General features: G+C 56.9%; 16 protein-coding genes. 6 read left to right on the top strand and 10 right to left on the bottom strand.

Features of this window, described 5'->3' with window-relative positions; translation table 11 throughout:
* The first annotated feature begins 29 nt into the window (after positions 1-29).
* On the top strand, positions 30-4,751 hold the full coding sequence (locus tag AC5S3R_RS10565) for an Lhr family helicase (RefSeq protein ID WP_494267002.1): 4,722 nt from the start codon (positions 30-32) through the stop codon (positions 4,749-4,751).
* A gap of 2 nt (positions 4,752-4,753) precedes the next feature.
* Here the strand turns inward: AC5S3R_RS10565 and AC5S3R_RS10560 are convergent, their stop codons facing one another.
* The 3 genes from AC5S3R_RS10560 to AC5S3R_RS10550 all read right to left on the bottom strand — a co-directional run bounded on the left by AC5S3R_RS10560 (position 4,754) and on the right by AC5S3R_RS10550 (position 10,096).
* Positions 4,754-7,132, bottom strand: coding sequence for a transglycosylase domain-containing protein (locus AC5S3R_RS10560; RefSeq protein ID WP_494267001.1), 2,379 nt, complete (start codon positions 7,130-7,132; stop codon positions 4,754-4,756).
* A 102-nt stretch (positions 7,133-7,234) separates the two neighbouring features.
* Positions 7,235-9,016: a proline--tRNA ligase gene (locus tag AC5S3R_RS10555; RefSeq protein ID WP_494267000.1), complete on the bottom strand. Its 1,782-nt coding sequence runs from the start codon at positions 9,014-9,016 to the stop codon at positions 7,235-7,237.
* Between the two features lie 111 nt (positions 9,017-9,127).
* A complete protein-coding gene (locus AC5S3R_RS10550; protein ID WP_494266999.1) occupies positions 9,128-10,096 on the bottom strand; it encodes a KpsF/GutQ family sugar-phosphate isomerase in 969 nt (322 codons plus the stop codon).
* Between the two features lie 121 nt (positions 10,097-10,217).
* Between AC5S3R_RS10550 and AC5S3R_RS10545 the strand changes: the two genes are divergently transcribed.
* Entirely contained in the window at positions 10,218-10,850 is a 633-nt protein-coding gene (locus AC5S3R_RS10545) for a TlpA family protein disulfide reductase (RefSeq protein ID WP_494266998.1), read from the top strand.
* The gene (locus tag AC5S3R_RS10540) at positions 10,847-11,350 is read left to right on the top strand and encodes a protein-disulfide reductase DsbD domain-containing protein (protein WP_494266997.1); all 504 of its coding nucleotides are present in this window, start codon (positions 10,847-10,849) and stop codon (positions 11,348-11,350) included. The genes AC5S3R_RS10545 and AC5S3R_RS10540 overlap by 4 nt, the downstream gene beginning before the upstream one ends.
* Positions 11,351-11,423: 73 nt before the next feature.
* Here AC5S3R_RS10540 and gltX read toward each other — a convergent pair whose 3' ends face one another.
* The 4 genes from gltX to ispD form a co-directional block, all read right to left on the bottom strand.
* On the bottom strand, positions 11,424-12,869 hold the full coding sequence (gltX, locus tag AC5S3R_RS10535) for a glutamate--tRNA ligase (RefSeq protein WP_494266996.1): 1,446 nt from the start codon (positions 12,867-12,869) through the stop codon (positions 11,424-11,426).
* Positions 12,870-13,254: 385 nt separating this feature from the next.
* Positions 13,255-13,569, bottom strand: coding sequence for a hypothetical protein (locus AC5S3R_RS10530; protein ID WP_494266995.1), 315 nt, complete (start codon positions 13,567-13,569; stop codon positions 13,255-13,257).
* Positions 13,570-13,814: 245 nt separating this feature from the next.
* A complete protein-coding gene (ispF, locus tag AC5S3R_RS10525) occupies positions 13,815-14,432 on the bottom strand; it encodes a 2-C-methyl-D-erythritol 2,4-cyclodiphosphate synthase (RefSeq protein ID WP_494266994.1) in 618 nt (205 codons plus the stop codon).
* A 251-nt stretch (positions 14,433-14,683) separates the two neighbouring features.
* Complete coding sequence (gene ispD / locus AC5S3R_RS10520; RefSeq protein ID WP_494266993.1) at positions 14,684-15,382, bottom strand: 2-C-methyl-D-erythritol 4-phosphate cytidylyltransferase; 699 nt, start codon at positions 15,380-15,382, stop codon at positions 14,684-14,686.
* A gap of 215 nt (positions 15,383-15,597) precedes the next feature.
* On the opposite strand from ispD, the gene tilS reads away from it, so the two are divergent.
* On the top strand, positions 15,598-16,938 hold the full coding sequence (gene tilS, locus AC5S3R_RS10515) for a tRNA lysidine(34) synthetase TilS (RefSeq protein WP_494266992.1): 1,341 nt from the start codon (positions 15,598-15,600) through the stop codon (positions 16,936-16,938).
* 278 nt (positions 16,939-17,216) lie between these two features.
* Positions 17,217-19,136, top strand: a complete 1,920-nt coding sequence (gene ftsH, locus AC5S3R_RS10510; RefSeq protein ID WP_494266991.1) for an ATP-dependent zinc metalloprotease FtsH — start codon at positions 17,217-17,219, stop codon at positions 19,134-19,136.
* Between the two features lie 167 nt (positions 19,137-19,303).
* On the opposite strand, the gene AC5S3R_RS10505 is transcribed toward ftsH, so the two are convergent.
* The 3 genes from AC5S3R_RS10505 to AC5S3R_RS10495 form a co-directional block, all read right to left on the bottom strand.
* On the bottom strand, positions 19,304-20,224 hold the full coding sequence (locus tag AC5S3R_RS10505) for a TIGR03435 family protein (protein ID WP_494266990.1): 921 nt from the start codon (positions 20,222-20,224) through the stop codon (positions 19,304-19,306).
* A 383-nt stretch (positions 20,225-20,607) separates the two neighbouring features.
* On the bottom strand, positions 20,608-21,066 hold the full coding sequence (locus AC5S3R_RS10500; RefSeq protein WP_494266989.1) for a TlpA family protein disulfide reductase: 459 nt from the start codon (positions 21,064-21,066) through the stop codon (positions 20,608-20,610).
* A gap of 1,188 nt (positions 21,067-22,254) precedes the next feature.
* Entirely contained in the window at positions 22,255-23,325 is a 1,071-nt protein-coding gene (locus AC5S3R_RS10495; protein ID WP_494266988.1) for a Rieske 2Fe-2S domain-containing protein, read from the bottom strand.
* An 88-nt stretch (positions 23,326-23,413) separates the two neighbouring features.
* Here AC5S3R_RS10495 and AC5S3R_RS10490 point away from each other — a divergent pair, with 88 nt between their 5' ends.
* Positions 23,414-24,544 carry an alpha/beta hydrolase gene (locus tag AC5S3R_RS10490; protein WP_494266987.1) on the top strand — a complete coding sequence of 377 codons (1,131 nt, stop codon included), beginning with the start codon at positions 23,414-23,416 and terminating at the stop codon, positions 24,542-24,544.
* The last annotated feature ends 44 nt before the right edge of the window (positions 24,545-24,588 follow it).

The following is a 24,588-nucleotide window of genomic DNA, read 5'->3' as shown; positions in this document are numbered from 1 at the left end:
GCTTGTTAGCGGGCGTATCCTGAACGAGCATGGCTCGCAGGACATCCAAATCCGGGAAAGACACAGACGAGGCATTCGCCAACTTTCATCCCATTACAGCGCAGTGGTTCCGCCATGCCTATGGCGAGCCCACTGCGCCGCAGCGCATGGGGTGGCCCGTGATCGCACGCGGCGAAAACGCCCTGATTCTCGCGCCAACCGGCAGCGGCAAAACACTGACGGCATTTCTCTGGTGCCTTGACCGCCTCATGCTCCACCCTCGCGCAGACAATGCAGCGAAGGGAACCCGCATCGTCTATGTCTCTCCGCTGAAAGCGCTGGCTGTCGATGTGGAGCGCAATCTACGCGCACCCTTACTTGGAATCGCAGAAGCAGCGCGTCAGGCAGGAGTTCCGTTCTATGAGCCATCCATCAGCGTGCGTACAGGAGACACGCCGCAGCGCGAGCGAGCGAAGTTCCGCCGTCATCCCGCGGACATTCTCATCACCACGCCTGAATCGCTGTATCTCATGCTCACCTCGCAGGCGTCAGAAGCGCTGCGAACCGTAGACACAGTCATTATCGATGAAATTCATGCCCTGGTGCCGACCAAGCGTGGCGCGCACATGGCGCTCACACTCGAACGTCTCGAAGCATTGGTAAAAAAGCCGCTGCAGCGCATCGGCCTTTCCGCAACACAGCGTCCATTGGAAGAAGTAGCTCGTTTCCTTGGCGGCGTAGAGCTGGCAGCTACGGTACAAACAAAAGCCAACAGTGCAGCCGAAACAGCATGGTCGGTCGAAGATACTGAAACATCCACAGTTCGTTATCGCCCCGTCACAGTAGTCAATGCCAGTGCGCAAAAGCAGCTAAAGCTGCGCATTGAAGTTCCCGTGGAAGATATGGCGCGTCTGCAAGCGCTCGAAGCCCCTCCGGGCGAGTCAGCTTCCCAAGTCCCGCGCCGTGTCTCTATCTGGAATGCAATTCACCCGCGCCTGCTTGAGTTGATTCGCGAACGCAACTCGACCATCCTCTTCGTCAACAGCCGCCAGGTTGCAGAGCGCCTTGCAGGAGCGCTCAATGATCTGGCTGGCGAACCAATCGTGTCGGCCCATCACGGCTCACTCGCTGCGCACCAACGCGCATTGATTGAGGAGCAGCTAAAAGCAGGCAAGATCAAAGCGCTCTGTGCCACGTCCACGCTTGAGCTTGGCATCGACATGGGCGCAGTAGACCTTGTTATCCAGATTGAAGCGCCTCCGTCCGTTGCCAGTGGCATGCAGCGCATTGGCCGCGCCGGCCATCAGGTGAATGCGGTAAGCGAGGGTATTTTGTTTCCCAAGTATCGCGCCGACCTCATAGCTTGCGCCGCCGCCACACGAGCCATGCACGAGGGCCACATCGAATCCACGCGCTATCCGCGCAATCCGCTCGATGTCCTCGCGCAACAGATTGTTGCAATTGTGGCGCATCCGGCTGTTGCAGCAAAGCCTGACAAGAAGAAGCCGCGCAAAACCGAGGCTGCAGAAGATGTTGCCGGAGCAAAGCCGGAAGTTTCCGTCGATGGGCTCTACGACCTTGTGCGCAGAGCAGCACCTTTTGGCGGGCTAACGCGCACCTCCTTTGAAGGTGTTCTGGATTTGCTGAGTGGACGCTATCCATCCGATGAATTTGCGGATCTGCGGCCTCGCCTCACATGGGACAGAATTCGCAATGTACTTACAGCAAGAGATGGCGCAGCCCGCATAGCTATTTTGAATGCCGGCACAATTCCCGACCGCGGATTGTACGGCGTTTTTCTCGCACACAATACCGGCAAGTCGGTGCGTGTAGGTGAACTCGATGAAGAGATGGTCTTCGAGACGCACACGAATGAGACCTTCATTCTCGGCGCATCTACCTGGCGCATTGTAGACATCACGCATGACCGCGTTCTCGTTGAGCCTGCGCCCGGCGAACCGGGTAAAATGCCTTTCTGGAAAGGGGATGGCGCAGGCCGTCCACTGGAATTTGGGCATCGCATAGGCGCGTTGATTCGCGAGCTGCGTGAGATGCCAAAGGCGGCAGCGCTTGCCCATCTCGTCTCCGAGCATGACCTGGACACTGTGGCTGCAGAGAACCTGATGCAGTTTCTCGCCGACCAGGAAGTTGCGACCAGTGTTGTTCCCGATGACCGAACCATCGTGATTGAGCGCTGCCGCGATGAGTTGGGCGACTGGCGAGTCTGCGTACTCACGCCATTCGGCAGCCGCATTCATATTCCATGGGCAATGGCTGTGACCGCAAAGATTCGCGCATCTGGCGGCTCGGATGTGGAAACGCTATGGGGCGACGATGGCTTTGTTCTGCGCTTTCCAGACACAGACGAGCCTCCCGATGCGGAGTGGTTTCGCGTTGCTTCTGCTGAAGCAATGCAGTTGGTGCTAAGCCAGCTTGGTGCAACGGCGTTGTTTGCGGGAAGATTTCGCGAGGCTGCGGGACGCGCATTGTTATTGCCGCGCAAGCACGTCAATCAGCGTTCTCCACTATGGCAGTTGCGCAAACGGTCTTATGACCTGTTAAGCGTAGCCTCGCGTTATCCTTCGTTTCCACTCGTGCTTGAAGCGTACCGCGAGTGTATGCGAGATGTTTTTGATATGCCTGCGCTTATCGAGACACTGCGTTCCATTGAGCAGCGTGTCACGCATGTGCATGTCGTGGATACGCAAAAGCCGTCACCCTTCGCATCGTCTCTGCTGTTTAGTTACGTCGCCAATTTTCTCTATGACGGAGATGCACCGTTGGCAGAGCGGCGGGCCCAGGCATTGACCATCGATCATGAGCAATTGCGCGAGCTGCTGGGCGAGGCAGATTTGCGCGAACTACTGGATGCGGATGCGATTGCAGAGGTCGAAGCGACAGCACAATGTCTGACGGAGGCAACACATGCTCGTTCCTCGGATGGAATCCACGACCTGTTCCTGAAGCTAGGGGATTTGTCACGCGAAGAACTGGCACAACGCATAGCCTCACACGATCTGCTTGCACATATCGATAGATTGGTGCGTGTTCGCCGATTGATAGAGGTGCCAATTGGGAGTGAGCGCCGTTTGATTGCGATAGAAGACGCCGCACGCTATCGCGATGCCTTGAGAATCACCTTGCCGAAGGGAATTGCTGAGGCTTTTCTAGCGCCAGTTGAACGTCCGTTGCTGGAGCTTGTACGGCGTTACGCACGAACACATGGCCCATTCACTTCCCGGGAGGTTGTGGAACGCTTCGGATTGCGTATAGCGCCAGTAGAGGCAACTCTGCGTGAGCTTGCGCAGGAGGGACGAATACTGGAAGGCGAATTCCGTCCAGGAGGCGTTCATCGCGAGTGGTGCGACGCGGAGATTTTGCGGCAGATTAGGCGAAAGTCACTGGCAAAGCTGCGCAAAGAGGTGGAGCCTGTTGAGTCGCACACTCTCGCACGCTTTCTTACGCATTGGCAAGGGCTGGCTATGCCGCGCAGAAACGCAGCACATCTTGATGCGCTGTTAGATGTGATTGAAAATCTGCAAGGCGCGCCTCTGCCAGCTTCGCTATTAGAGTCGTCGATTCTTCCCGCACGCATCGCGGGCTATGAACCAGCCTGGCTTGATACCTTGATTACCTCCGGCGAAGTTGCATGGGCAGGGATTGAGCCATTAGGGGAGCGGGACGGACGTGTTGCACTCTATCTGGTCGATAAGCAGCCTTTATTGGCGCTGTCACGCGTACAGGTAGAACCACTGACAGAACTCGAAGAGAAATTGCTCGCCGTGCTAGGCGCAACAGGAGCAAGCTTTTTTGAACCATTGCATGAGGCTGCAGGCGGGGGCTATTCCGGCGAGTCTATTGACGCGTTGTGGAGTCTCGTATGGCGCGGGCTTGTAACCAATGACTCCTTGCACGCGCTTCGTGCCTATATTGAGCGGCCTGAAAGTGTGCGACCTGCGCGACGCGTTCATACGGGCATGGCTTTCCGCTCGCGGCGCACGATGCCTCCTTCAGCGCAAGGGCGCTGGGCTCTTGCGCAAAATGTAAATCCTGCGCTGTCTGCGACTGCCCGGAGTCATGCGTTGGCTTTACAGTTGCTCAACCGTTATGGTGTTTTGCTACGCGAATCTGTCGCGGCGGACAATGTGCCCGGTGGCTTTAGCGCTGTTTATGATGTGCTGAAAGCTCTGGAAGAAAGCGGGCGTGTTCGCAGAGGATATTTCGTAGCGGGACTTGGTGCCACTCAGTTTGCTTTGCCGTCGGCACTGGATTTGTTGAGAAGGTTGCGCAGCGCGCCAGATACAGCGAAGACAGAGTTTGTGCAGATGGCCGCAGCCGATCCGGCAAATCCATACGGCTCGATTTTGCGTTGGCCAGAGATTCCCGTTGCGGAGGTGGACTCGGAATCGGCGCCGCGCGTGCTGACACGTGCTGTGTATGCGGAGGTAATCTTACGCAATGGAGAACTGATTGCGTGGATGCGCAGGAATAATCCCAATCTGCTGTTTTTTCTGCCGAGCGAAGAACCGGAGCGCTCCCACGCGGCGGCAGGTTTGGCGCAGTTTCTGAGTGCGCGGGGGCAGGAGCGGATGCAAGCTGGTGAGCGTCATGCCGCTCTTATTTCTACAATCAACGGCGTGCCTGTCGCATCGCATCCCATGGCGAGTTTTCTGATGGATGCAGGTTTTTATCCGGGGCCGCTGGGGATGCACCTGAGGCGTCTGCCACTATCCGCTCAGCAGAGCGCAGCGCAACTGGAAGAAACGCAGTAGCGCTACGGCTGAGTCTGAGGTTGAGGCGGAGCCTTCGGCTTATCACCCAGGCCAAATATCTTTTGCAGCAGGTTACGATGGTCGTCGGAGTCGGGCAACGTAATTTCCGGGTCGGTGCCATCCAGAAACGCGGCAGTGCCTCCGTCTGGAAGAGGGGAGAAATGCACACCGGAAGGCGCAGAGAACTCGTGCGTATCGGAGTACTGCGGCAGCTGCACGGCTTTCTTCATGAACTCAGCCCAAATGGGAGCCGCAGCGTCCGCGCCCTGTAGCTTGATGTCCGTGTAATCGTCGTTACCCACCCACACGATGCAGAGCAGGTTGGTGGTATAACCGGCAAACCACGCGTCATGGTCGGTGCCGGTTTTACCTGCGGCAGGTGACGTGAAGCCTCTGCGGCGAACTGCGTAACCAGTGCCTGCGTTGATTACGTTCTGCATCAGGCTGGTTGTGAGGAAGGCAGCGCGAGAGTCGAGGATTTGTTTCGATGTCGGTGTGAAGTCTGTAATGACGTCGCCAGAAGTGGTGCGGACACTGGCCAGCATCCACGGGTCAATATGCAGACCACCATTGGCAAACGTGGTATAGGCGCCAGCCATGTCGAGCGGAGTGGCGTCATAAGCGCCGATGGCCATGGCGGGTGTCCCGCGAGCGCTTTTAATACCAGCAGAGCGCGCGAGCGAAGCTACCCGGTCAAAGCCAACCATGGCTGCGAGGCCGATGGTGGCGTTGTTCAGAGATTTCTGCAGTGCGTAACGTGCTGTGACTTCGTCGTGATACTCGCCCTCAAAGTTGCGCGGAGTATAAGACTGCCCGCCAACATCGTAGGTCGTCTGCTCATCCTTCAACATGGTGACAGGAGAGAAGAGGTGATCCTGCCCGCTGAGCATGGTGCCTTCCACCGCTGTAGCAAAGGCTGCTCCATAGACGAACGGTTTGAAGATGGAGCCTGTTGGCCGCTTTGCAACCGCGTGGTTCAACTGCGATGCGCCATAGCTGCGGCCGCCGACGAGCGCCAGAACCTGCCCGGTATGAGGATTGAGTGCGACCAAAGCAACTTGCGGGTAAACATAAGGCTGGCCAAGCTTCTTTTCCTTGGCATGGCGCCGGTCTACCAACTCGTCTACAACGTGAATGGTGCCTTCGACGGCAACCGTAGCAGCGCGCTGCAGGTCCGGGTCCAGCGAGGTGTAAATGCGGAGGCCGTCGAGGTTTGCGCCGCGGTCGCCGAGCTTTTGCAGAAGTTGTTCGTGAACCAGGTCAACAAAGTATGGCGCTTCGCTTGCATCTACGCTACCCGCAGAGAGATGTAACGGTTCGGCCTTGGCGCTTTCAGCCTGGTCCTTGGTGATGGCCCCTGTTTCCACCATCGAATCCAGCACGAGATTGCGGCGCTCGATGGCACGGTCGCTATGGCGCCATGGATTGAAGTAGTTGGGGCGCTGAATAATTCCAGCAAGCATGGCGCCTTGCGCTAGATCGAGCTGGCGTACATCGCGGCCAAAGTAGGTTTGTGCCGCTTCGCCGAATCCGTTGATGGAGAAGCTGCCGCGCTGGCCGAGAGGCACCTGGTTGGCATATGCCTCAAAGATTTGCTGCTTGGTGAAATGGTGCTCCAGGTGGAAGGCCACCATGATTTGCGTGATTTTGTACTTGATGGTGCCGGTGTCCGCGACAAAGAGCAGCTTGGCAAGCTGCATGGTGAGTGTGGACGCGCCGCCCTTGTGCTTGCGGTCGTGAAGCAGGTCATGCCACGCCCAGCCAAGCATGCTGATGTAGTTGACGCCACTGTGCTCAAAGAATCGGCGGTCTTCAATCGCAAGCACGGCATGCACCAGGTTTTGCGGAATCTCCTCGTAGGTGACGAGGCGGCGCTTGGTTCGATTGGCGTCGTCGCTCAGGCCGGTAATCAGCAGCGGTTCGAGCTCGTAGCTGGCAAGCTGCTGGCCGCGGTTGTCAGTGATGGAACTGACCTGGCCGTTGTTGAAGTGAATGGTGGCGCTGTCTGGCGCGTGGTACGACTGCGGACCGGGCGAGACTTCAATGGAGTTGCCTGATTCGCTGTATGTACCGAGTGGAGATTTCTTGTCTGCACTGGAGTCGGTGTATCCCGCCTGGCGAAGCTCATTGGTAATCAGGCTCATCGAAAGCTTCTGAGCCGGGCGAACTTCGCGGGGAGCAGCATAAATCTGTGCTGTGTTGGTAAAGAGCGGATGCTTAAGCCGCTCATCCACAATGCTGCCGTATTTGAAATAGAAATATCCGCCGACCGTGCAAACAACAATAATGCAGGCTGCAACGCCAATCAGCAGGGCACTTACCAGCATGGAGGACCACGAGTGCTGGCTTGCGGGCGATTTTAATTTAATTTTGAGTGCCATTGCTGCTCCTTAAAACAGCTATTAGCCTTTAGCTTTCCGTGCGCTTTTGTCGGCCATCAGTTTAGTTCACTACGGTGTAAAAGATAGCGGGAAAGCGAACAGCTAAGAGCTGACGGCTAATAGCTGTTCTTCCGCAATGCGCGCTTTCACTTCATGTGCGACTGCATCCACCGCCACATCTGCACTTTGTGACTTGGCGCGTGTTACTAGCTCTACCAATCCGCTGGCGGCTTTTTTCCCGACGTTGATGCGGTAGGGAATGCCGACAAGGTCTGCATCTTTGAATTTGACTCCGGCGCGTTCGTCACGGTCATCCAGCAGCACGTCGAGTCCGGCATCTTCCAAGGCAACAGCCAGCTTTTCGCCGGTCTCGCGGAGAGCGGCGTCAGCAACGTTGGTGACGGTGACGACAACCTGGAAAGGCGCAATGGCGGCGGGCAGCCAGAAGCCGTTGGCATCATTGGACTGCTCGATGGCGGCGGTGAGAATGCGCTCTACGCCGATGCCGTAGCAACCCATGATAGGCGTGACTTCCTTGCCGTTTTCGTCGAGCACGCGCGAGCCCATCGACTTGGTGTAGCGGTCGCCGAGCTTGAAGATGTGGCCTACTTCGACGGCTTTGCCTACAACGAGCTTGCCGCTGCAGTCCTCAACGGGGCAGGCTTCTCCTTCGTTGACGTTGCGAATGTCAGCGCTGAGTGTCCAGGTGAAGTCGCGGCCCGGGGTTACGTTGCGGAAGTGATAGTCGAGCTTGTTGGCTCCGCAGACCAGGTTCTGGCGGCCTTCGAGCGACTTGTCGATGACGACGGTGAAGCCGTCGCCTAGCGGCTTCTCGTCATGCTGCAGGCCGACGGGGCCAAGGAATCCGGCTGGGCCGTGGAGGTACTTTTCCAGTTCCTCTGCCTGCATGGTGCGCAGTTCTGCACCGCCAGAGGCTCCGAGAAGCTTGGTTTCGTTGACCTGATGGTCGCCGCGCAGGAAAGCTGCGACGCCGTGCCATGTGTCCTTTTCACCGTGCTTGAGCACCATGTAGGCCACGCACTTGATGTCGTTGGCGGGCTGCATCTTGAGGAAGGCAGCGATGTCCGCGATGGCTCCCATGCCGGGCGTGTGAATCAGCTCAGGCTTGCCGTCTCCGGTGGGTTCCAGCTCGGCGACAGGCTCAAGGCGCGAGGTGGCCTTTTCAATGTTCGCCGCGTAGTTGCAGACGGGACAGCTTGCGATGAGGTCTTCGCCGGCGTCGGTATAGACCATGAACTCCTGCGACTGCGAGCCGCCCATGGAGCCGGAGTCGGCTTCCACGGCGACGAACTTGAGGCCGCTGCGGGTGAAGATGTTGCGATAGGCCGCGTCGTGCAGGTTGTAGCTATGGTCGAGGCTGGCCTCGTTCAGGTCGAAGGAGTAAGAGTCCTTCATGGTGAACTGGCGCACGCGCAGAAGGCCCGACTTGGGGCGCGGTTCGTCGCGGAACTTGGTCTGAATCTGGTACCAGATTTGCGGGAGTTGCTTGTAGCTGCGGAGCTCGCTGCGGGCAATGACGGTCATGATTTCTTCATGCGTCATGCCGAGGCAGAGGTCAGCGCCTTTGCGGTCCTTGAAACGGAACAGGTTATCGCCGAAGACGGTCCAGCGTCCGCTTTCCACCAGGATGTCCTTGGGCAGAAGGGCGGGCAGGTAGAACTCCTGTCCAATCTTGTCCATCTCTTCGCGGACGATGGCGATGATCTTGTTCAGCGAGCGCTGTCCGAGGAAGAGATAGTTGTACATGCCTGCACCGAGCTGGCGAACGTAGCCTGCGCGCAGCAGAAACTTGTGGCTGGCCACTTCGGCATCTGCCGGGGCCTCGCGAAGAGTGGGGACAAAGAGTTTGGACCAACGGTGCATAGAAAAACGCGCAAACTTTCCCGCCAATTCAGATTGGCGCTGAGCGAATAGGAAGCAGTGTCTATTTTAAATGCCGGTACTCATCTGCCTTATAACTTTACGGATGCGCGGCTAAATGAGTTCCACGCCCCATAGGTCGTGCAGGTGGAGCACGCCTTCTACCTTCTGGTCGGCGTCGATGACGATGAGCGAGGTGATTTTACGCTCTTCGAGGATGGACAGGGCTTTGGCGGCTAGCTCGTCGGCGCTGATGGTGGCGGGCTTGGCGTTCATGGCTTCGCCAGCGGTGCGGCTCAGGGCTGCTCCGCCTTCACGCTGGAGCAGGCGGCGAAGGTCGCCGTCACTGATGATGCCGTGGAGTTTTCCGTCTTGCTGGACGGTTGTGATGCCTAGTTTCTTTGAGGACATTTCAAAGATTACGTCGGTCATGGGCGTGGCTGGCGTGACGGCGGGGATGGCTTCGCCGGAGTGCATCAGCTCGCGGACCTTGGCTAGTTTTTTACCGAGTTTGCCGCCGGGGTGCAGGTCGGCGAAGTCTTCGGGCTGGAAGCCCTTGCGGAGGCTTACGGCGATGGCTAGTGCGTCGCCAAGAGCTAGCATGGCGGTTGTGGAGGCTGTTGGCGCGAGGTTCAGGCTGCAGGCTTCACGGTCTACGCAACAGTCGAGGGCTACATCGCTGGCTTGCGCTAGTGTTGAGTTCAAGTTGCAACAGAAGCTGATGAGCGCGTCGCCTTTGCGCTTGAGCGTGGCTAGCAGGCGCAGGATTTCTTCGGTTTCTCCGCTTGCGGAAAGCGCTACGACTACATCGCCGGACATGAGGACGCCGAGGTCGCCGTGGACAGCTTCTGCAGGGTGCAGGAAGAGCGCCGGGGAGCCGGTGGAGCTGAGCGTGGCGGCGATTTTTTGCGCGATGATGCCGCTTTTGCCCATGCCGGTGACGACGACTCGGCCATTGGAGGCACCGCAGCGGAGGATTAGCTCGACGGCTTGCGTGAAGGGCTCCTGCATGGGGCCGTCAAGGCGCGTGGCGAGTGCTTCGAGCGCGGCAGCTTCGGTGCGGACGAGTTCCGCGGGAGTCATGGTTTCCGGTTGTGGGTTCTTGCCTGGCATCGGTTTTTGATTTTACGGTACTTTCCGCGTAACCGCAGTGGTGGGTGCTGCGTCCAATGGCTCGTACAATAGAAAACAGAGGTCGATAACCGTGAAGCGCAATACGCTTGTTCTTGGCATTACGCTCTTTCTGCTTGCCGGGTTTGCCTGGGCTGGCTGGGCTAACTGGGAGTACCGCAAACAGGCTGCCGATAAAGTGATGGCTGCAACGCTGCCGCCGGAGATGGTGATTGCCGGGGATGACGGGCCGCCTTCTCCGCTGCTGAATAAGCCTGCGCCGAACTTTACGCTTGAGGACATTCACGGCAAGAAGGTGACGCTGGCCGATTACAAGGGCAAGGCCGTGCTGGTGAACTTCTGGGCTACGTGGTGCGCTCCGTGCAAGCTGGAGACGCCGTGGCTGGTGGAGTTGCGCAACAAGTATGCGCCGCAGGGCTTTGAGATTCTTGGCATCTCTGCCGAGGGCGATGACCTGAAGGCTGACGATACCGACGGATGGGCGAAGGACAAGGCTGCTATCAACAAGTTTGTGACGCAGATGAAGATGCCTTATCCGGTGCTGATTAACGGCGACAGCATCAGCAAGGATTACGGCGGGCTGGATGCGATGCCGTCGTCGTTCTTTGTGGACAAGAATGGCGTTGTAGTTGCTACGCAGACCGGGCTTACGTCTGAGAACGAGATTGCGGCAAAGATTGAGAAGTCGCTGGGAGCAGGGAAGTGATTCAGCGATTCAGCGTTGCGGCTGTGTTGCTGCTTGCGGGGCTTTCTATTTACGGTCAGTCTCCTTCTCCTTTCTTTGATAAGCCTGCGCATTCGTTTGCCAAGAGCGATGCGGTTCAGTATCTCTATCCGGAGCAGGTTACGGTTGCGGCGGGTAAGTCTACGGCGGTAGCGTTGCACTTTCGGATTGCGGATGGGCTGCATATCAACTCCCATACGCCGAAGGATGAGCTGCTGCTGCCGACGTCGCTGACGATTCCGGCTGCTTCTGGCGTGAAGCTGGATGGTGCGAATTATCCGGATGGACACGAGTATGTGTTGCCGGCGGAGCCGGGGACTAAGTTAAGTGTTTATTCAGGTGAGTTTGCGATTCAGGCTCACATTACGGCGCAGCCGGGAGACCACCTGGTTGAGGCTAAGCTGCGGTACCAGGCTTGCGACCAGACGCAGTGTATGCCGCCTAAGACGGTGAATGTTGCGTTTGATGTGGTGGGGAAATAAAGCAGCTTCCAGCTATTAGAACAAAGGCCGCCGATGCTTGGCATCGGCGGCCTTTGTTTTGCGATCGGTTCGGTTATTTCGTCAGCCTTGTTACTACGCGGTCTTTTCCGAGTGCGATCATTACTGCGAAGAGGCTGGGGGCTACGCCCTGGCCTGTTAAGGCTACGCGGGAGCCGTTGATCAGGGCCCCGGCTTTTAGTCCCTTTTCTTCGGCGAAGGCGCGGAGGACTGCTTCGGTGGAGGCTTCGGTGAATTCTTCGGTGTCGGCGTAACGCTGGCCTAATTCGCGGAGCAGAACGGGCACGTCGCCGGTCAGGAACTTCTGCGCGGCTGCCGGGTCGATTTCATACTCGTCGGCGAAGTAGGCGCGGAAGGCTGTCGCGAAGTCCTTTAGGTTGCGGGCTCGTGGCTTCAAAAGCTCGATGGCTTCGGCTATTTCTGACTCACTGCGCGTGGGAGTGAAGTTGGCTTGCTTCCACTCTTCTTCGATTAGCGGTTTAAGCAATTCTGCCGGGTAGGCGCGGATGTACTCGGTGTTGAACCAGGCTAGCTTGTCGTTGTCGAAGACGGCGTTGGATTTGCTGATGCCTTCGAGCGAGAAGAGCTTGATTAGCTCGTCGGTTGAGAAAATTTCGCGGTCTTTGCCGTTTTCGTCTTTGATTGAGCCGGGCGTCCAGCCGAGGAGGGACAGGAAGTTGGTGAAGGCTTCCGGCACGATGCCCATTTGCTTGTAGGAGATGACGCTGGTTGCGCCGTGGCGTTTGGAGAGGCGCGTCTTGTCGGGCCCGAGAATCAGCGGGACATGCGCGAATGTTGGCAGGTCTGCGCCAAGGGCTCGGTATTGCAGGACTTGCTTGGGCGTGTTTGAGATGTGGTCTGCGCCGCGGATGATGTGCGTGAGGCGCATGTCGATGTCGTCGGCTACTACGCTGAGGTGGTAGGTCGGGATGCCGTCGGAGCGGAGGAGGACGAAGTCTTCGATTTCGGTGTTGGCGAACTCCACTTTGCCGAATACGGCGTCGTTGAAGCTGGTGGAGCCTTCTTTGGGGACGGCGAAGCGGATGGCGGCGGGTTCGCCGGCGGCTATGCGCTTCTGGGCGTCTTCCTTCGAGATTTTGCGGCAGCGGCGGTCGTACATGGGCGGGCGGCCTGCGGCTGTGGCTTCAGCGCGGCGCTGTTCCAGCTCTTCCTTGGTGCAGAAGCAGGGGTAGGCGTGGCCGGCGTCGATGATTTTCTGCGCGGTGGCTTTGTAGAGATCGAGGCGCTGGGACTGGTAGAAGGGACCTTCGTCCCAGGTGAGGCCGAGCCAGCGCATGCCGACAAGGATGCCTTCGACCATCTCTTCGCTGGAGCGCTCGAAATCGGTGTCTTCGATGCGGAGGATCATGGTTCCGCCGGTGTGCCTGGCGAAGAGCCAGTTGAAGAGGGCGGTGCGAGCTCCGCCGACGTGGAGGTAGCCGGTGGGTGAAGGCGCAAAACGGACACGGATGGGCTTGGGAGAGGCTGTTTCCTGAGACATTTCTGGCTGTTCTTTCCTAAGCTCCATGCTATCGCACTGTGCTGCGCTATTCCCAGGCTGGCGTTCCGTGTGTATGCGCACAGCGGGGTGCTTTTTCATGCTGTTTATTTTGTGTAGGTTGCGGGGAATTGCACAGGGGCTGTGCAGTTTCTTTATGCGCGAACTGTGGAACTGTGTAGAAGGCAGGGTACAGGGGGTTGTGCCTGCCATTGACGGCATTGGGTTCTCCTTATCTTTATGAATTAGCGAGTTAGCGGAAAAACAGAACGGCCCGATTCCGTGGCAGAATCGGGCCGTTCTTCTTGCTGATTTTGAGTATGGCATATATGGGGTTAATTGAGCGCAAGAGTTATCCACAGATTTGAGATTTATTTTTCCAGAGAGTTTATGGCTGTGGGTAGGGCGGCTGCGGCGGCAATGGGGCATTGGGCCAAGAAGCTTGCAGAGCCCGGCGCTGGGAGGGCCATTCGGCGAAGGCGAGGACATAAAGCAGGATGAGCCAGCCGAGAGGGACAAGGGCGATGAGGGAGAGCCAGGGCGAGAAGCCGGCTTTTTTGAAGATGAACCAGAGCGGGATGATGAGGATTGCTGCGCCGATGAGGAAGAAGAGGGGCAGCAGGGCCATCATTCCGAGGACCATCTTCTGGATTGCTTCCTGATCTGGGGTGCTTTGGAGGAGAAACAGGGCCAGGGTGTGCATTCGGTGCTCCGTTGCTGTGGGATACGAACTCAGGTGCAACGGTACGGCGGGTTTTTGGGAAAGGCAAGGAAAAACAGGGAACAGGGAACAGGGAGTAGAAAGCAAAGGCAAGCACAAAAGCAGGTCCTTCGGCTCCGCTGAAAAAACGCTTTGTTCAGGATGGCGTTGTTTTATTTTGTGGGATGTAGAAGAAAAGCGCGGCTTTCGCCGCGCTTTTCTCTTGTTCCTATTCCCTTGTCCCTGCTTTACGTAATGTCTTCTGTGTCGTAGACGGGGTTGGTGCCGCGCTTTTTGGGGAGGCCGTGGACGCTGGAGAGCAGGTCTTCTACTACGTCTTCCAATTGGCGCTGGGATTCGATTACGGCGCTCATGCTCTTGAGGTCTTCTTCTTCGGTGACTCGCTCGACTAATGCGATGGCGTGGCACTGGGCTACGTGGTCGAGGTTGAGGCCTTCCGGAGTTTTGGCCTTGATGCTGACCTGGTTGAGTTCTACGCGGAGCAGTTCGGCTACGCGGATGCGCATTTCGCCAGCGATGGGCGAGATTTTGGGCGCGGCGAGGACGAGGGATACGTCCACGTTTACGATGCGGTAGCCAGCGTGCTTGAGCTCTTCGAGGGCCAGCTTAAGAAAGATGGAGGAGTCGGCGTTCTTCCAGCGCGGGTCGCCGGGAGGGAAGAAGGTGCCGATGTCGCCGGCGGCTACGGAGCCGAGTAGCGCGTCGGTGATGGCGTGGAGGAGCACGTCGCCGTCCGAGTGTCCGGCGAGGCCTTCGGGGTGGTCGAGCTTGAGGCCGCCGATGTAAAGCGGGACACCGGGCTTGAATTCGTGCGAGTCGTAGCCTAAGCCGATGCGTGTGTCCATTTTCTTTGCTTTCTCCAAGGCCCGATGCGGGCGGGGGCTAAAACCCCAGGCAGTTTCTTGATTAAGAGGCGCGTTTAAGCCATGCGCCGTAAAAGCAAAACCTCAGGGGCTAAAGCCCTCAAAGATTCTTCCCCGTGATTACCGGGGATAAATCCCCGGTCTACCTTTTCTACCCGCAAGAATGTTATTCGCGACCAGCGGGAGCGTCACCGATGCTGCACGGCGGGCGAAGGCCGCAGTTGCACAGGCGGCTAGCCCCGCTGGCGGAGGTAGAACTCGGCCAGGTCGAGGTCGCCGGGCTGGGTAATCTTCAGATTAACCGGAGAGCCGGGGACTACGGCAACCGCGTTGCCGGCGCGCTCGACTACGGATGCCTCGTCGGTGCCGACAAAACCGTCTGCCGTGGCCTCGGCAAAGGACTTTTGCAGGAGGCCGTAGCGGAAGCCTTGCGGGGTCTGGGCGAGGACTACGAATTCGCGGGGGATGGTGGAGGTGATGAGTGCTCCGTGGGCGGTGCGCTCGACCTGCTTGATGGTATCGACGGCGGGGAGGCCGACGATGGCAGCTCCGTGCTCGGCTACGGCGTCGATGGTGCGGTCAATGGTGGCGGCGTCAATAAGCGGGCGGACGGCGTCGTGGACGAGCACGATGTCATCCGGGCCAGCGGGGACTGCGGCGAGGGCGTGGGCGACGGATTCCTGGCGGTTGTCACCGCCTTCGACGACGTGGATGGGCTTGCCGATGGTGTACTCGGCGATTTGGGCCTGGACGCGCTCGATTTCCGATTTACGGACGGCGATATAAATGGCCGTGACGCGCGGAACGGCGTCGAAGGCGCGGAGCGAGTGGATGAGAATGGGCACGCCGCCGAGGGCGAGGAACTGCTTGGGCTCGGCTGAGGCCATGCGTGTGCCTATGCCCGCCGCGGGTAGGATTGCGAATACCTGCATAACAAGCGGGAGTATAGCAGGACTGGGTTGACGGAAGCTTTTAGCTATTAGCTCGTAGCTTCTAGCTCGGGTGTGGAGAACGAGGCTTTCGCGGGTTCCCGCAACCGAAGACATGGGCTTTGGGCGGGCTGTGGAGCACTCGCACGCTAAGAGCCAATAGCTAAAAGCTGAGAGCTACTTTTATCATCCATTTGATGCGAGGGGATTCTTACAGTTTGAAGTTGGATGCTGCGCTGCTTCGTCCGGGGATGCGGCTGGGGGTTGGTGTGTCTGGCGGGGCGGACTCGGTGGCGTTGCTCAGGGCGCTGCATGCGCGGGCGGCGGAGCTTGGGCTGGTGCTGCATGTGGCGCATCTGCATCATGGATTGCGCGGGGATGAGGCTGACGGTGATTTGGGGGTTGTGAGGGGGCTGGCTGCGGAGCTGGGGTTGGCATTTCATGAGGCTCGGGTGGATGTGGAGGCCGAGGCTCGGGCTGCGGCGGGGAAGGGTGCGGAGTCGATTGAGGAAGCGGCGCGTCGGGTGCGGTATGCGTGGTTTCGGGAGCTGATGCGGGACGTGCCGCTCGATGCAGTTGCTACGGCGCATACGCTGGATGACCAGGCGGAATCTGTGCTGGGGAAGTTTTTGCGTGGGGCGTGGACGGAAGGGCTTTCGGGGATTCATCCTGTGGTGCGGTTTGAGGAGGGCGTGATTGTGCGGCCTCTGCTGAGGGTTAGGCGGGGGGAGATTGAGAGCTATTTGAGGGCGTTGGGGCAGGGGTGGAGAGAGGATTCTACGAATGCCGACACGGTGTTTACGCGGAACCGGATTCGGCATGAGTTGCTGCCGCTGCTGGAAGGGTGGAATCCGAGGTTGAGGGAGCATTTGGCGAATATGGCGGAGCTGGCGCGTGGAGAAGAGGACTGGTGGGATGAAGAAGTGGCGCGGGTGGCTGCTCCGATGATTTTGCCGGGGAGGCCGGTTCGGGGTGGGGGACGGGCTGGGACTGGCGCAGGGGTTGAGGGGATTGCGCTGGAGATTGGGCAGTTGGCTGCGCAGCCGGTGGCGATGCAGCGGCGGATTTTGCGGTTTGTAACGGGGAAGCTGGGAGTTGCACTTGACTTTGCGGGGACGGAAGAGCTCCGCTCTTTAGCGTTGTCTGGGTTGGCGGGGCAGCGGAGAGAGCTGGCTGGCGGATTGAGGGCGGAGCGGAGTCATCGCGAGCTGCGGTTGGCGATTTTGGCTTTGGTGGATGCGGGGGCTGTACCGGGGGCGGTGGAGATTCCGGTGCCGGGTGAGTTGGAGTCGGCGGATTTTGGGGTGCGGGTGCGGATTTTGGGGGCTTCTGCCGATGCTGCGATATTGCGGAACTGGAAGGCGGGGGACCGGGTGACGCTGCGGCATTCTTCCGGGCCTCGGAAGGTGAAGGAAGTGCTGGAGCGGATGAAGGTTTCCGGGGCGGACCGGGCGGTTTGGCCGGTGGTGGAATGGCAGGGGAAGATTGTTTGGATGCAGGGAGTTGTGGTGGAGGCGGTGCCGGGATTGGATGTGAAGGTGGAGGTACTTGGGAACTAGGCTGGGAACACCGTTGGTGTGGGGTGCGTATTTCCCTTTGGTAAGTGCTGCGGGGAAGGTGCGGCGGGAGTACAATTTGAAGTACTGTTCCTCCGGAATCTCTTTGGGCGGGTTGCCCGGGGTTTTCGGGGCGGCGCTTGTGGGACGTCTTGAATTTTCTGAGTGAGAATCACTCATTTTTGTGACGTGGAAGCGAGTTTGCGCGTCTTATATGGATGCAGTAGGCGTTGGAGTTGTCCTTTGAATCGGATTCTCCCCGCCGGGAAAGAGGAGTCCTGGTGAATTCGACTGTCAAAACCATCATGTTCTGGCTTTTTATCCTTGTGTGCCTGGTAATGCTGTGGGCCGTTGTGTCCAAGAGCGCAAACCTGGGCGCGAAGGATGTGGAGATTCCGTACTCGGATCTGTATGCGAAGGTGAATGCGGACCAGGTTCAGGACGCTGAGATCCAGGGGCCCGATTTGCGCGGGCATCTCAAGGGAGCGAAGGACCAGTTCCACACGACTGTCGGTGGCAACTACGAGGACCTGAAGCGCGCAATGCTGGCGCACAGCGTGAACTTCAAGATTAAGCAGGAGTCGAGCAACCTGCCGCTGCAGCTTCTCCTGAACATTGGACCGTTTGTGCTGATTGGCGCGATCTGGTTCTTCATGATTCGCCAGATGCAGAGCGGCGGCAACAAGGCGCTGAGCTTTGGCAAGAGCAGGGCGCGGCTGCTTTCGATGCAGCAGAAGAAGGTTACGTTTAAGGACGTGGCCGGCGTGGATGAGGCCAAGGAAGAGCTGAAGGAAATCATCGAGTATCTGCGCGAACCGCAGAAGTTCCAGAAGCTGGGCGGACGGATTCCGAAGGGTGTGCTGCTCGTCGGACCTCCGGGAACGGGTAAAACTTTGCTGGCGCGTGCTGTGGCTGGTGAAGCCAATGTGCCGTTCTTCTCGATTTCCGGTTCGGACTTTGTGGAGATGTTTGTAGGCGTGGGCGCGAGCCGCGTTCGCGACCTGTTTGAGCAGGGCAAGAAGAATGCGCCTTGCATCATCTTCATTGATGAAATCGATGCGGTGGGCCGTCACCGTGGTGCCGGTCTTGGCGGTGGGCACGATGAGCGCGAGCAGACGCTGAACCAGTTGCTGGTTGAGATGGACGGCTTTGAATCGAACGATGGCGTGATTCTGGTTGCCGCGACGAACCGCCCTGACGTGCTTGATCCTGCGCTGCTTCGTCCGGGCCGTTTTGACCGCCGCGTGGTTGTGGGTCTTCCGGATGTTCGCGGGCGCGAGGAAGTGCTTCGCGTGCATGTGAAGAAGGTTCCGGTTTCTGACGATGTGAACCTGAACGTGCTGGCGCGTGGGACACCGGGCTTCTCTGGCGCGGACCTTGCCAACATGGTGAACGAGGCGGCGCTGAATGGTGCTCGCCTGGGCCGCAAGCAGGTTACGATGTACGACTTTGAGCTGGCCAAGGACAAGGTCCTGATGGGCGCTGAGCGGAAGTCGATGCTGCTGACGGATACGGAGAAGAAGGTTACGGCGTATCACGAAGCTGGTCACGCGCTGGTTAGCTATCTGCGTGACAACTCGGACCCGATTCACAAGGTGACGATTATTCCGCGCGGTATGGCACTGGGCGTTACGGTGTATTTGCCGGATGACCGCCACAACTATACGCGGGAATATCTCGAAACCCGTCTGGCTACGGCTTACGGCGGACGTGTGGCGGAGGAGATTTTCCTCAACCAGATGTCTACCGGCGCGGGCTCGGACATTGAGACGGCTACCGACCTTGCTCGCCGCATGGTTTGCGAGTACGGCATGAGCCGCCTTGGTCCGCTGACCTTCGGCAAGAAGGAAGAGCAGATCTTCCTGGGCCGCGAGATTGCGCAGCACCGTGACTTCAGCGAAGAGACGGCGCGGCAGATTGATCTCGAAGTTCGCCGCTTGATTGATGAGGCGTACCAGTCGGCTTACTCGCTGATTAACACGCACCAGGATGCGATGCACCGCTTGTCGCAGGCATTGCTTGAGCGCGAGACGATTGATGCGGAAGAAGTGAAGCTGCTTATCGAAGGCAAGGAACTGCCTCCGATGCGGTCTTCGCTGGCTGCTCCTTCGGATGGCTCGGGCGGCACGCCGCAGCAGGTGTACAAGCCGGAGAGCCGCGGTGGCGCTGGCTTCCCGGAAGGTTCGCCTTCACCCGCTTAACCATTGCACAATGCTTCAAAACAAAGGCCGCTCGAAAGAGCGGCCTTTGTTGTTTGCAGTGGGTGGGTTGTTATCTTAGGTTTCCAAAAGTAGGAGACTGGGGCACCCGGCACTACACGAACGCGCAAGCCGATACAAATAACCAAGCTTTTCATAAGAATAAGCTGCTAATTGGCGGAAGGTTTTTCGATGCGATCTACGACGATTGTGTCTACTGTTTCTTTTACCAATTGAAGTTTGAGGCCAAGTTGCCGCCGCAACGCTGCAGTCAGAGAGAAATCAGATTCATCTGGCAATGACGAAGGCATCTGCCCATTTGCAGTATTCATGGTTGGCCTCTGAGCGTCACCCTGAACCCATTGCAAGCTTATATCGTAGCGGCCTTTTAAGCCTGTTTTATCCAGAACGATCCTGCCACCAAATTCGCGGCTTAATATCTGAGCGAATCCGGCCATCGAAACTTTCTGGACATCCAGGGCGCCGTTGCCACTTCGCCGCACCAGTCCGTCAATGCCCTTGATCTCGCCTTCGTCTTCGTGTGCGGATGGTGATTCATGAAATTTTATGCCGTTTTTTTCAATAGCAAGTTCAAGAACCGGAAGAGCTTTGGGCTCGTGATGTATTTTCAACTGAAAGCGCTCGGATAAGAGTTCCTGAAGCATTCGTCTGCGCTGGTCCAGGGGAATATCTCGAACATCTTCCACACTAGCATTGGTCATCTTTGCTTCAATGTCATAGCGGACCGATTCTACCCACTCGGGGCCGGCAGATAATCGATATGGTTCATAAATGCCATATGCTTCCTGAATGACTTGTCGAATAGGCACGTTTTTTGCGACAAAGCCATCCATCGTAAATTGCAATTGCCAGCCACTTGCACTCTCAGAAGCAGGCTTTACAGTCGCAACATCCAGTACAAGTATCTTATTGTCAGCCGCTGGAGTATTGATCTTTCTTTCATTTTGGCTGGAGCATACTTCACACACCATCAATATTGCCAGGAGAATACCCATAGCGCATTTGTTGCTAAAATGCCAGGTGCACTTAACAGGTACTCTAAGTTCAATAAGCTTGATGATTTTTATCATGAACGTTATGCGCTCCAAGTAACTGTAGATGCCTAGTGGTTAATGCACTCTTACATTCAGCTTTATTACCATGTGGTGGTAACGGTTCTTGCATTGCACTTCCGATGGATAAACAAAGATTTGCAACGAGATTGTAGAGGCTAGCTAATTTACAGGCTGCCATCTGCCTCCCGGCCCACAACGCTGCAGACTGGATGAGACTTTTCTTTGTGCGCCGACAGAATAAAATTTTCCCTGCTCATCTCGACACATTGTGTCTGCATCTCTCGAGGGACGGTTCAATAGCACAGACCCCAGAGCAACGAGTGTAACGAAAAGTAAGGGGATAACTACAAATTTCAATATCTCTGCTTTTAACGAAATGCGCATTTCTCTATTCTCCATTAGATACCAAACCGGGGGAGTGTAACAGCGAAATTGCGCCGAATTGAAATAGCAGTGTCCCCACTATACGCTCCTACCCAATTCTGGATGATCTTTCCATCTCGAGATATCTCGATCGTCTGTGGTGTGCCCACGAAACTGAGATTTTTGAGTTCAGACTGGTCATCAATAATGTAAACCGGAAATGGAAGGGGCATACTCTTCAGATATGCGCTCAGACCATCAGCAGAAATCGAAATGCCGATAAAATGTTCCTTCGTTGTACGTTGAGTGCTTAGTGACTGAATGTTTTTTATATTTGCCGCACACCATTTGCATGTTGGCCTAAACACATAAAGAACAGTTGGCTCGGAGGTACTAAAAGACAGGCTAATTGGTTCGCCTGACAGTTTTTTTGCCTTAATCCCTGTAAGCTGCATGCCAATTCGAGCAGATGGTGGAGGGGCAATTGCGAGCAAAGACCTAACCTTCCACCCTAGGACTACATTGCAGGCAAGTGAGATTGATAAACAGGCGATCATGATAAAGTCTGCCCATAATGGCCTACTTGGGAGGTTCGGTAGATTGTTATCTTGCACCGTCATTGCCCCCTATTTAAGAATGATTATTATCAAAATCTCGCATTGAAGCATCTGCAATGATGGGCACCTTCCGCAGATGCCCATCACACCACAGACAAGACTATGCGCAGTCGCTCCATGTTCCATTGGTATTGCATGTTTGGCTTCCTTGATAGACCTGCCCTTGATACGAATAGGTACAAGCAACCGAGGCACCTGGGGAATATTGCTGATTTGCATAAACACAGTTTGTATGTGCAAACGCCTGCCGTGGTAGCCCTAAAAAGAAAATCATCAGAGCTATAACTGGAAGTGCGGTCGCAGACAAAGCAACAACTTTTTGGCGTAAAGACAATTTCATGACTGCCCCTTTTCTTGAGATGGAGTGTTTAGAACAAATTCATCTGTTCGCATTTTCTTCAAGAACGCCACGTTAATTTTGTCGTCATTCTTGAGATACGCACTATTCTTAGAACCCAAATGCTGAGTTCATCAAAAGCATAAGCGTAGATGTTTACCAAACAAAGGTGATTATGCTTGGATATGTCTCAGAGATTGGATCCCACTCTCAACGCAAGTCTTCGGCGAATAATGATCAACTATGGATCGCAAAAACGCCAAGTAAACAGTAACTACACATCACTGGGTCCCGTCAATCAATGGATTCCATGTACTGTAAATGGCTGAATATGTCAACATCGTCTTATTGGGTTTTTATTGATATCAGTGCATTCGCGTTGTGATTCTGAAACGGGCAGTAGCTGTTTGCACAATTTCTATAGGAATGAATGCGTGCGGTCGCCTGAGTTGTATGGGCGATTGAAGTTTATTGTGCAGTAATTACCGGTCCTTAGAATTCAGCTTTCCAGGGGGGGCGGGATTCGAATACGCCATCGTGCTGCTCGCAAATTGTTGCTGGTTGAGTTGCGTGTGTTTTGCGGGATTGCTTGCCCGGCTTTGGGCAGAAAGAGATGAGATGCCTCTCTCATTGAATATTGGCGATAAAATTCGGCCAGTTATGAGGTTGTCAGATTGTGCTTTGCCGGTGAGTAAGAACGCTGTTAGCGGCTTTTGCACTTAGCCGTTTCATGCGGTGAATTGGCGGCCTAGGCCTAGCGCGGCTAACCCCTTGCGGTAGGTGACGGAGCTGCGGTCGGCGGGGAAGTGAGCTTCGTCGTGCAGGTTTAAGGGCAGGTCTTCCGGGAACTGGGTTTCTACGATTTCTATGTCTTCGGCGAAGATCTGGTAGTTGAAGTCGAGGGTCTGCTCGATGGGGGCGTCCTTGTCGAAGTTGCGGCAGAGCGGGACGAAGAGTTTTGTTTTGCGCGCGGAGACGGGTGAGGCGGCGTTGAGGATGTGTAGCTTGCCGCCGTTTGGGAAGGTGACGGTGAGCTTGGCGGTGAAGGGGAGATAGACCTCGAAGCGGCGATGCCAGGGGAAGTCGGGCGGGGCGAGGTGCTTGTAGCCGTGAGCGTAGTTGCTGACGGTGCTGATGTAGTCGGCGACGAAGCCGCGCGGGGTTTTGGTGGCCTTGTAGTCGGGCACGACGGGGTTGTCGGGTTCGCCGAAGCTCTCTTTGTGGACGAAGGCGAAGTGGCTTACGTCGAGGAAGCCTTCAATCTGGCGGCCTGCGGCTGCGTTGATGTCAACGCTATCGAGATGGACTTGCAGGTAGTCAGGGTCATCCCACTCGTCGAGCGCGGGGAGAGGCTGTGGGCCGTTGTCTACGAGGCGTACCCATACTAAGCCGAATTTCTCTTGAGCCTGATACATGTCGAGGTGCAGGCGCGGGGAGATGGCTCCGTTGGGGTGGGCGGGGATGCAGGTACAACGGCCTTCAGGGTTGTAGCGCAGGCCGTGATATTTGCAGACGATTTCATCGCCTTCTACATGGCCGAGGCTCATGGGGACGCCGCGGTGATAGCAGATGTCGCGCGCAGCCACGATGGAGCCGTCGGAGATGCGATAGAGGACGACGCGCTCGTCGAGCAGGCGCGCGGCGAGCGGCTTGGATGTGACTTGATGGGAGTGCGCTACGGGATACCAGTGCACTGCGAGGGCTCGCCAGTCCGATTCCGTGAATGTGCATTCTCTCGGCAGCTTAGCCGGTGCGGCGGGCGCGGCCAATTCGGAGGATGGAAGGAAAGAGGAGGCCATGTGCCATTATTAGGCGGCGGAAATGATGAATCCATAAGATTTGATGGAAATCAGGCTATACTTCGCTGCGAGGTTTGAGGGGAGTTGCATGGTTCTCTATCGTGTTTGTTGCGGCGCGGTTTTGCTGCTTGGCTGTTCGGCGATGTATTCGCAAACTGCTGCGCCAGTGGTTGCGCAGAGCCGTCCTGTTCCGCCGACTCGGGATGCGAATACGCCGGGTTATGTGAAGGCGCAGGAGCTTGCGGATGGCGGGCTGCCGCCTGCAGATAAGGATGGGAATTTTATTCTTGGGCCGACGCATGCTCCGGCGGATGAGGCTGTTGTTCATGCTGATATTCCGCATGGGGATGTTGGGGAGTTTGTGCTGAATTCGGCGGAGAGCAGGTTTTATCCGGGGATTGCGCGCACGGCCGGCACGTTTGGCACGCCTGATCCAAATGATCCTGCGAAGTTGATTGTTACTACGAGCCATCCCGCGCCTTATACGCGGCGCGTTACGGTTTACATTCCGAAGCAGTATAAGCCGGGGACGGCTGCGCCGTTTATTGTGGGAGCGGATGGGCCGGACTCACTGCTTTTTACGGTGCTTGATTCGTTGATTGCGGCGCGGCGGGTTCCGGCGATGATTGCGATTTCGATTTTCAATGGCGGAGGAGACGCGCAGGGCAGCGAGCGCGGGTTGGAGTATGACACCATGTCTGGCCGCTATGCGGAGTTTGTGGAGCAGGAGGTGCTTCCGCAGGTGGAGTCGCGCTATCACGTCAAGCTGACTCACGATCCGGATGGGCGCGCAACGATGGGCGGAAGTTCGGGCGGTTCGTGTGCGCTGATTATGGCGTGGTATCACCCGGAGCTTTATCATCGCGTGCTGACGTATTCGGGCACGTACATCAATCAGCAGTGGCCTGGCGATGCGAAGACTCCGCATGGGGCCTGGGAATTTCATGAGCATCTGATTCTGGCTTCGCCGCGCAAGCCGCTACGGTTGTGGCTGGAGGTGGGAGACCGCGATTTGTTCAATCCCAACGTGATGCGCGATGGGATGCACGATTGGGTGCTGGCGAACGAGAGAATGGCGCATGTGCTTGCGGAGAAGGGGTATCCCTACCAGTTTGTTTTTGCGCGGAATGCGGGGCATGTGGACGGGGCGGTGAGGAAGCAGACGCTGCCGGAGGCGCTGGAATATCTGTGGAAGGGATATCCGGTTGCGGTGCAGTGAATCTGAATTTCGCATGATGATTTGCGCGGTAGTGGTACAAATAA

Source organism: Occallatibacter sp. FHG110214_02, from assembly GCF_059115385.1.
This window is presented reverse-complemented; position numbering and strand designations above follow the sequence as displayed.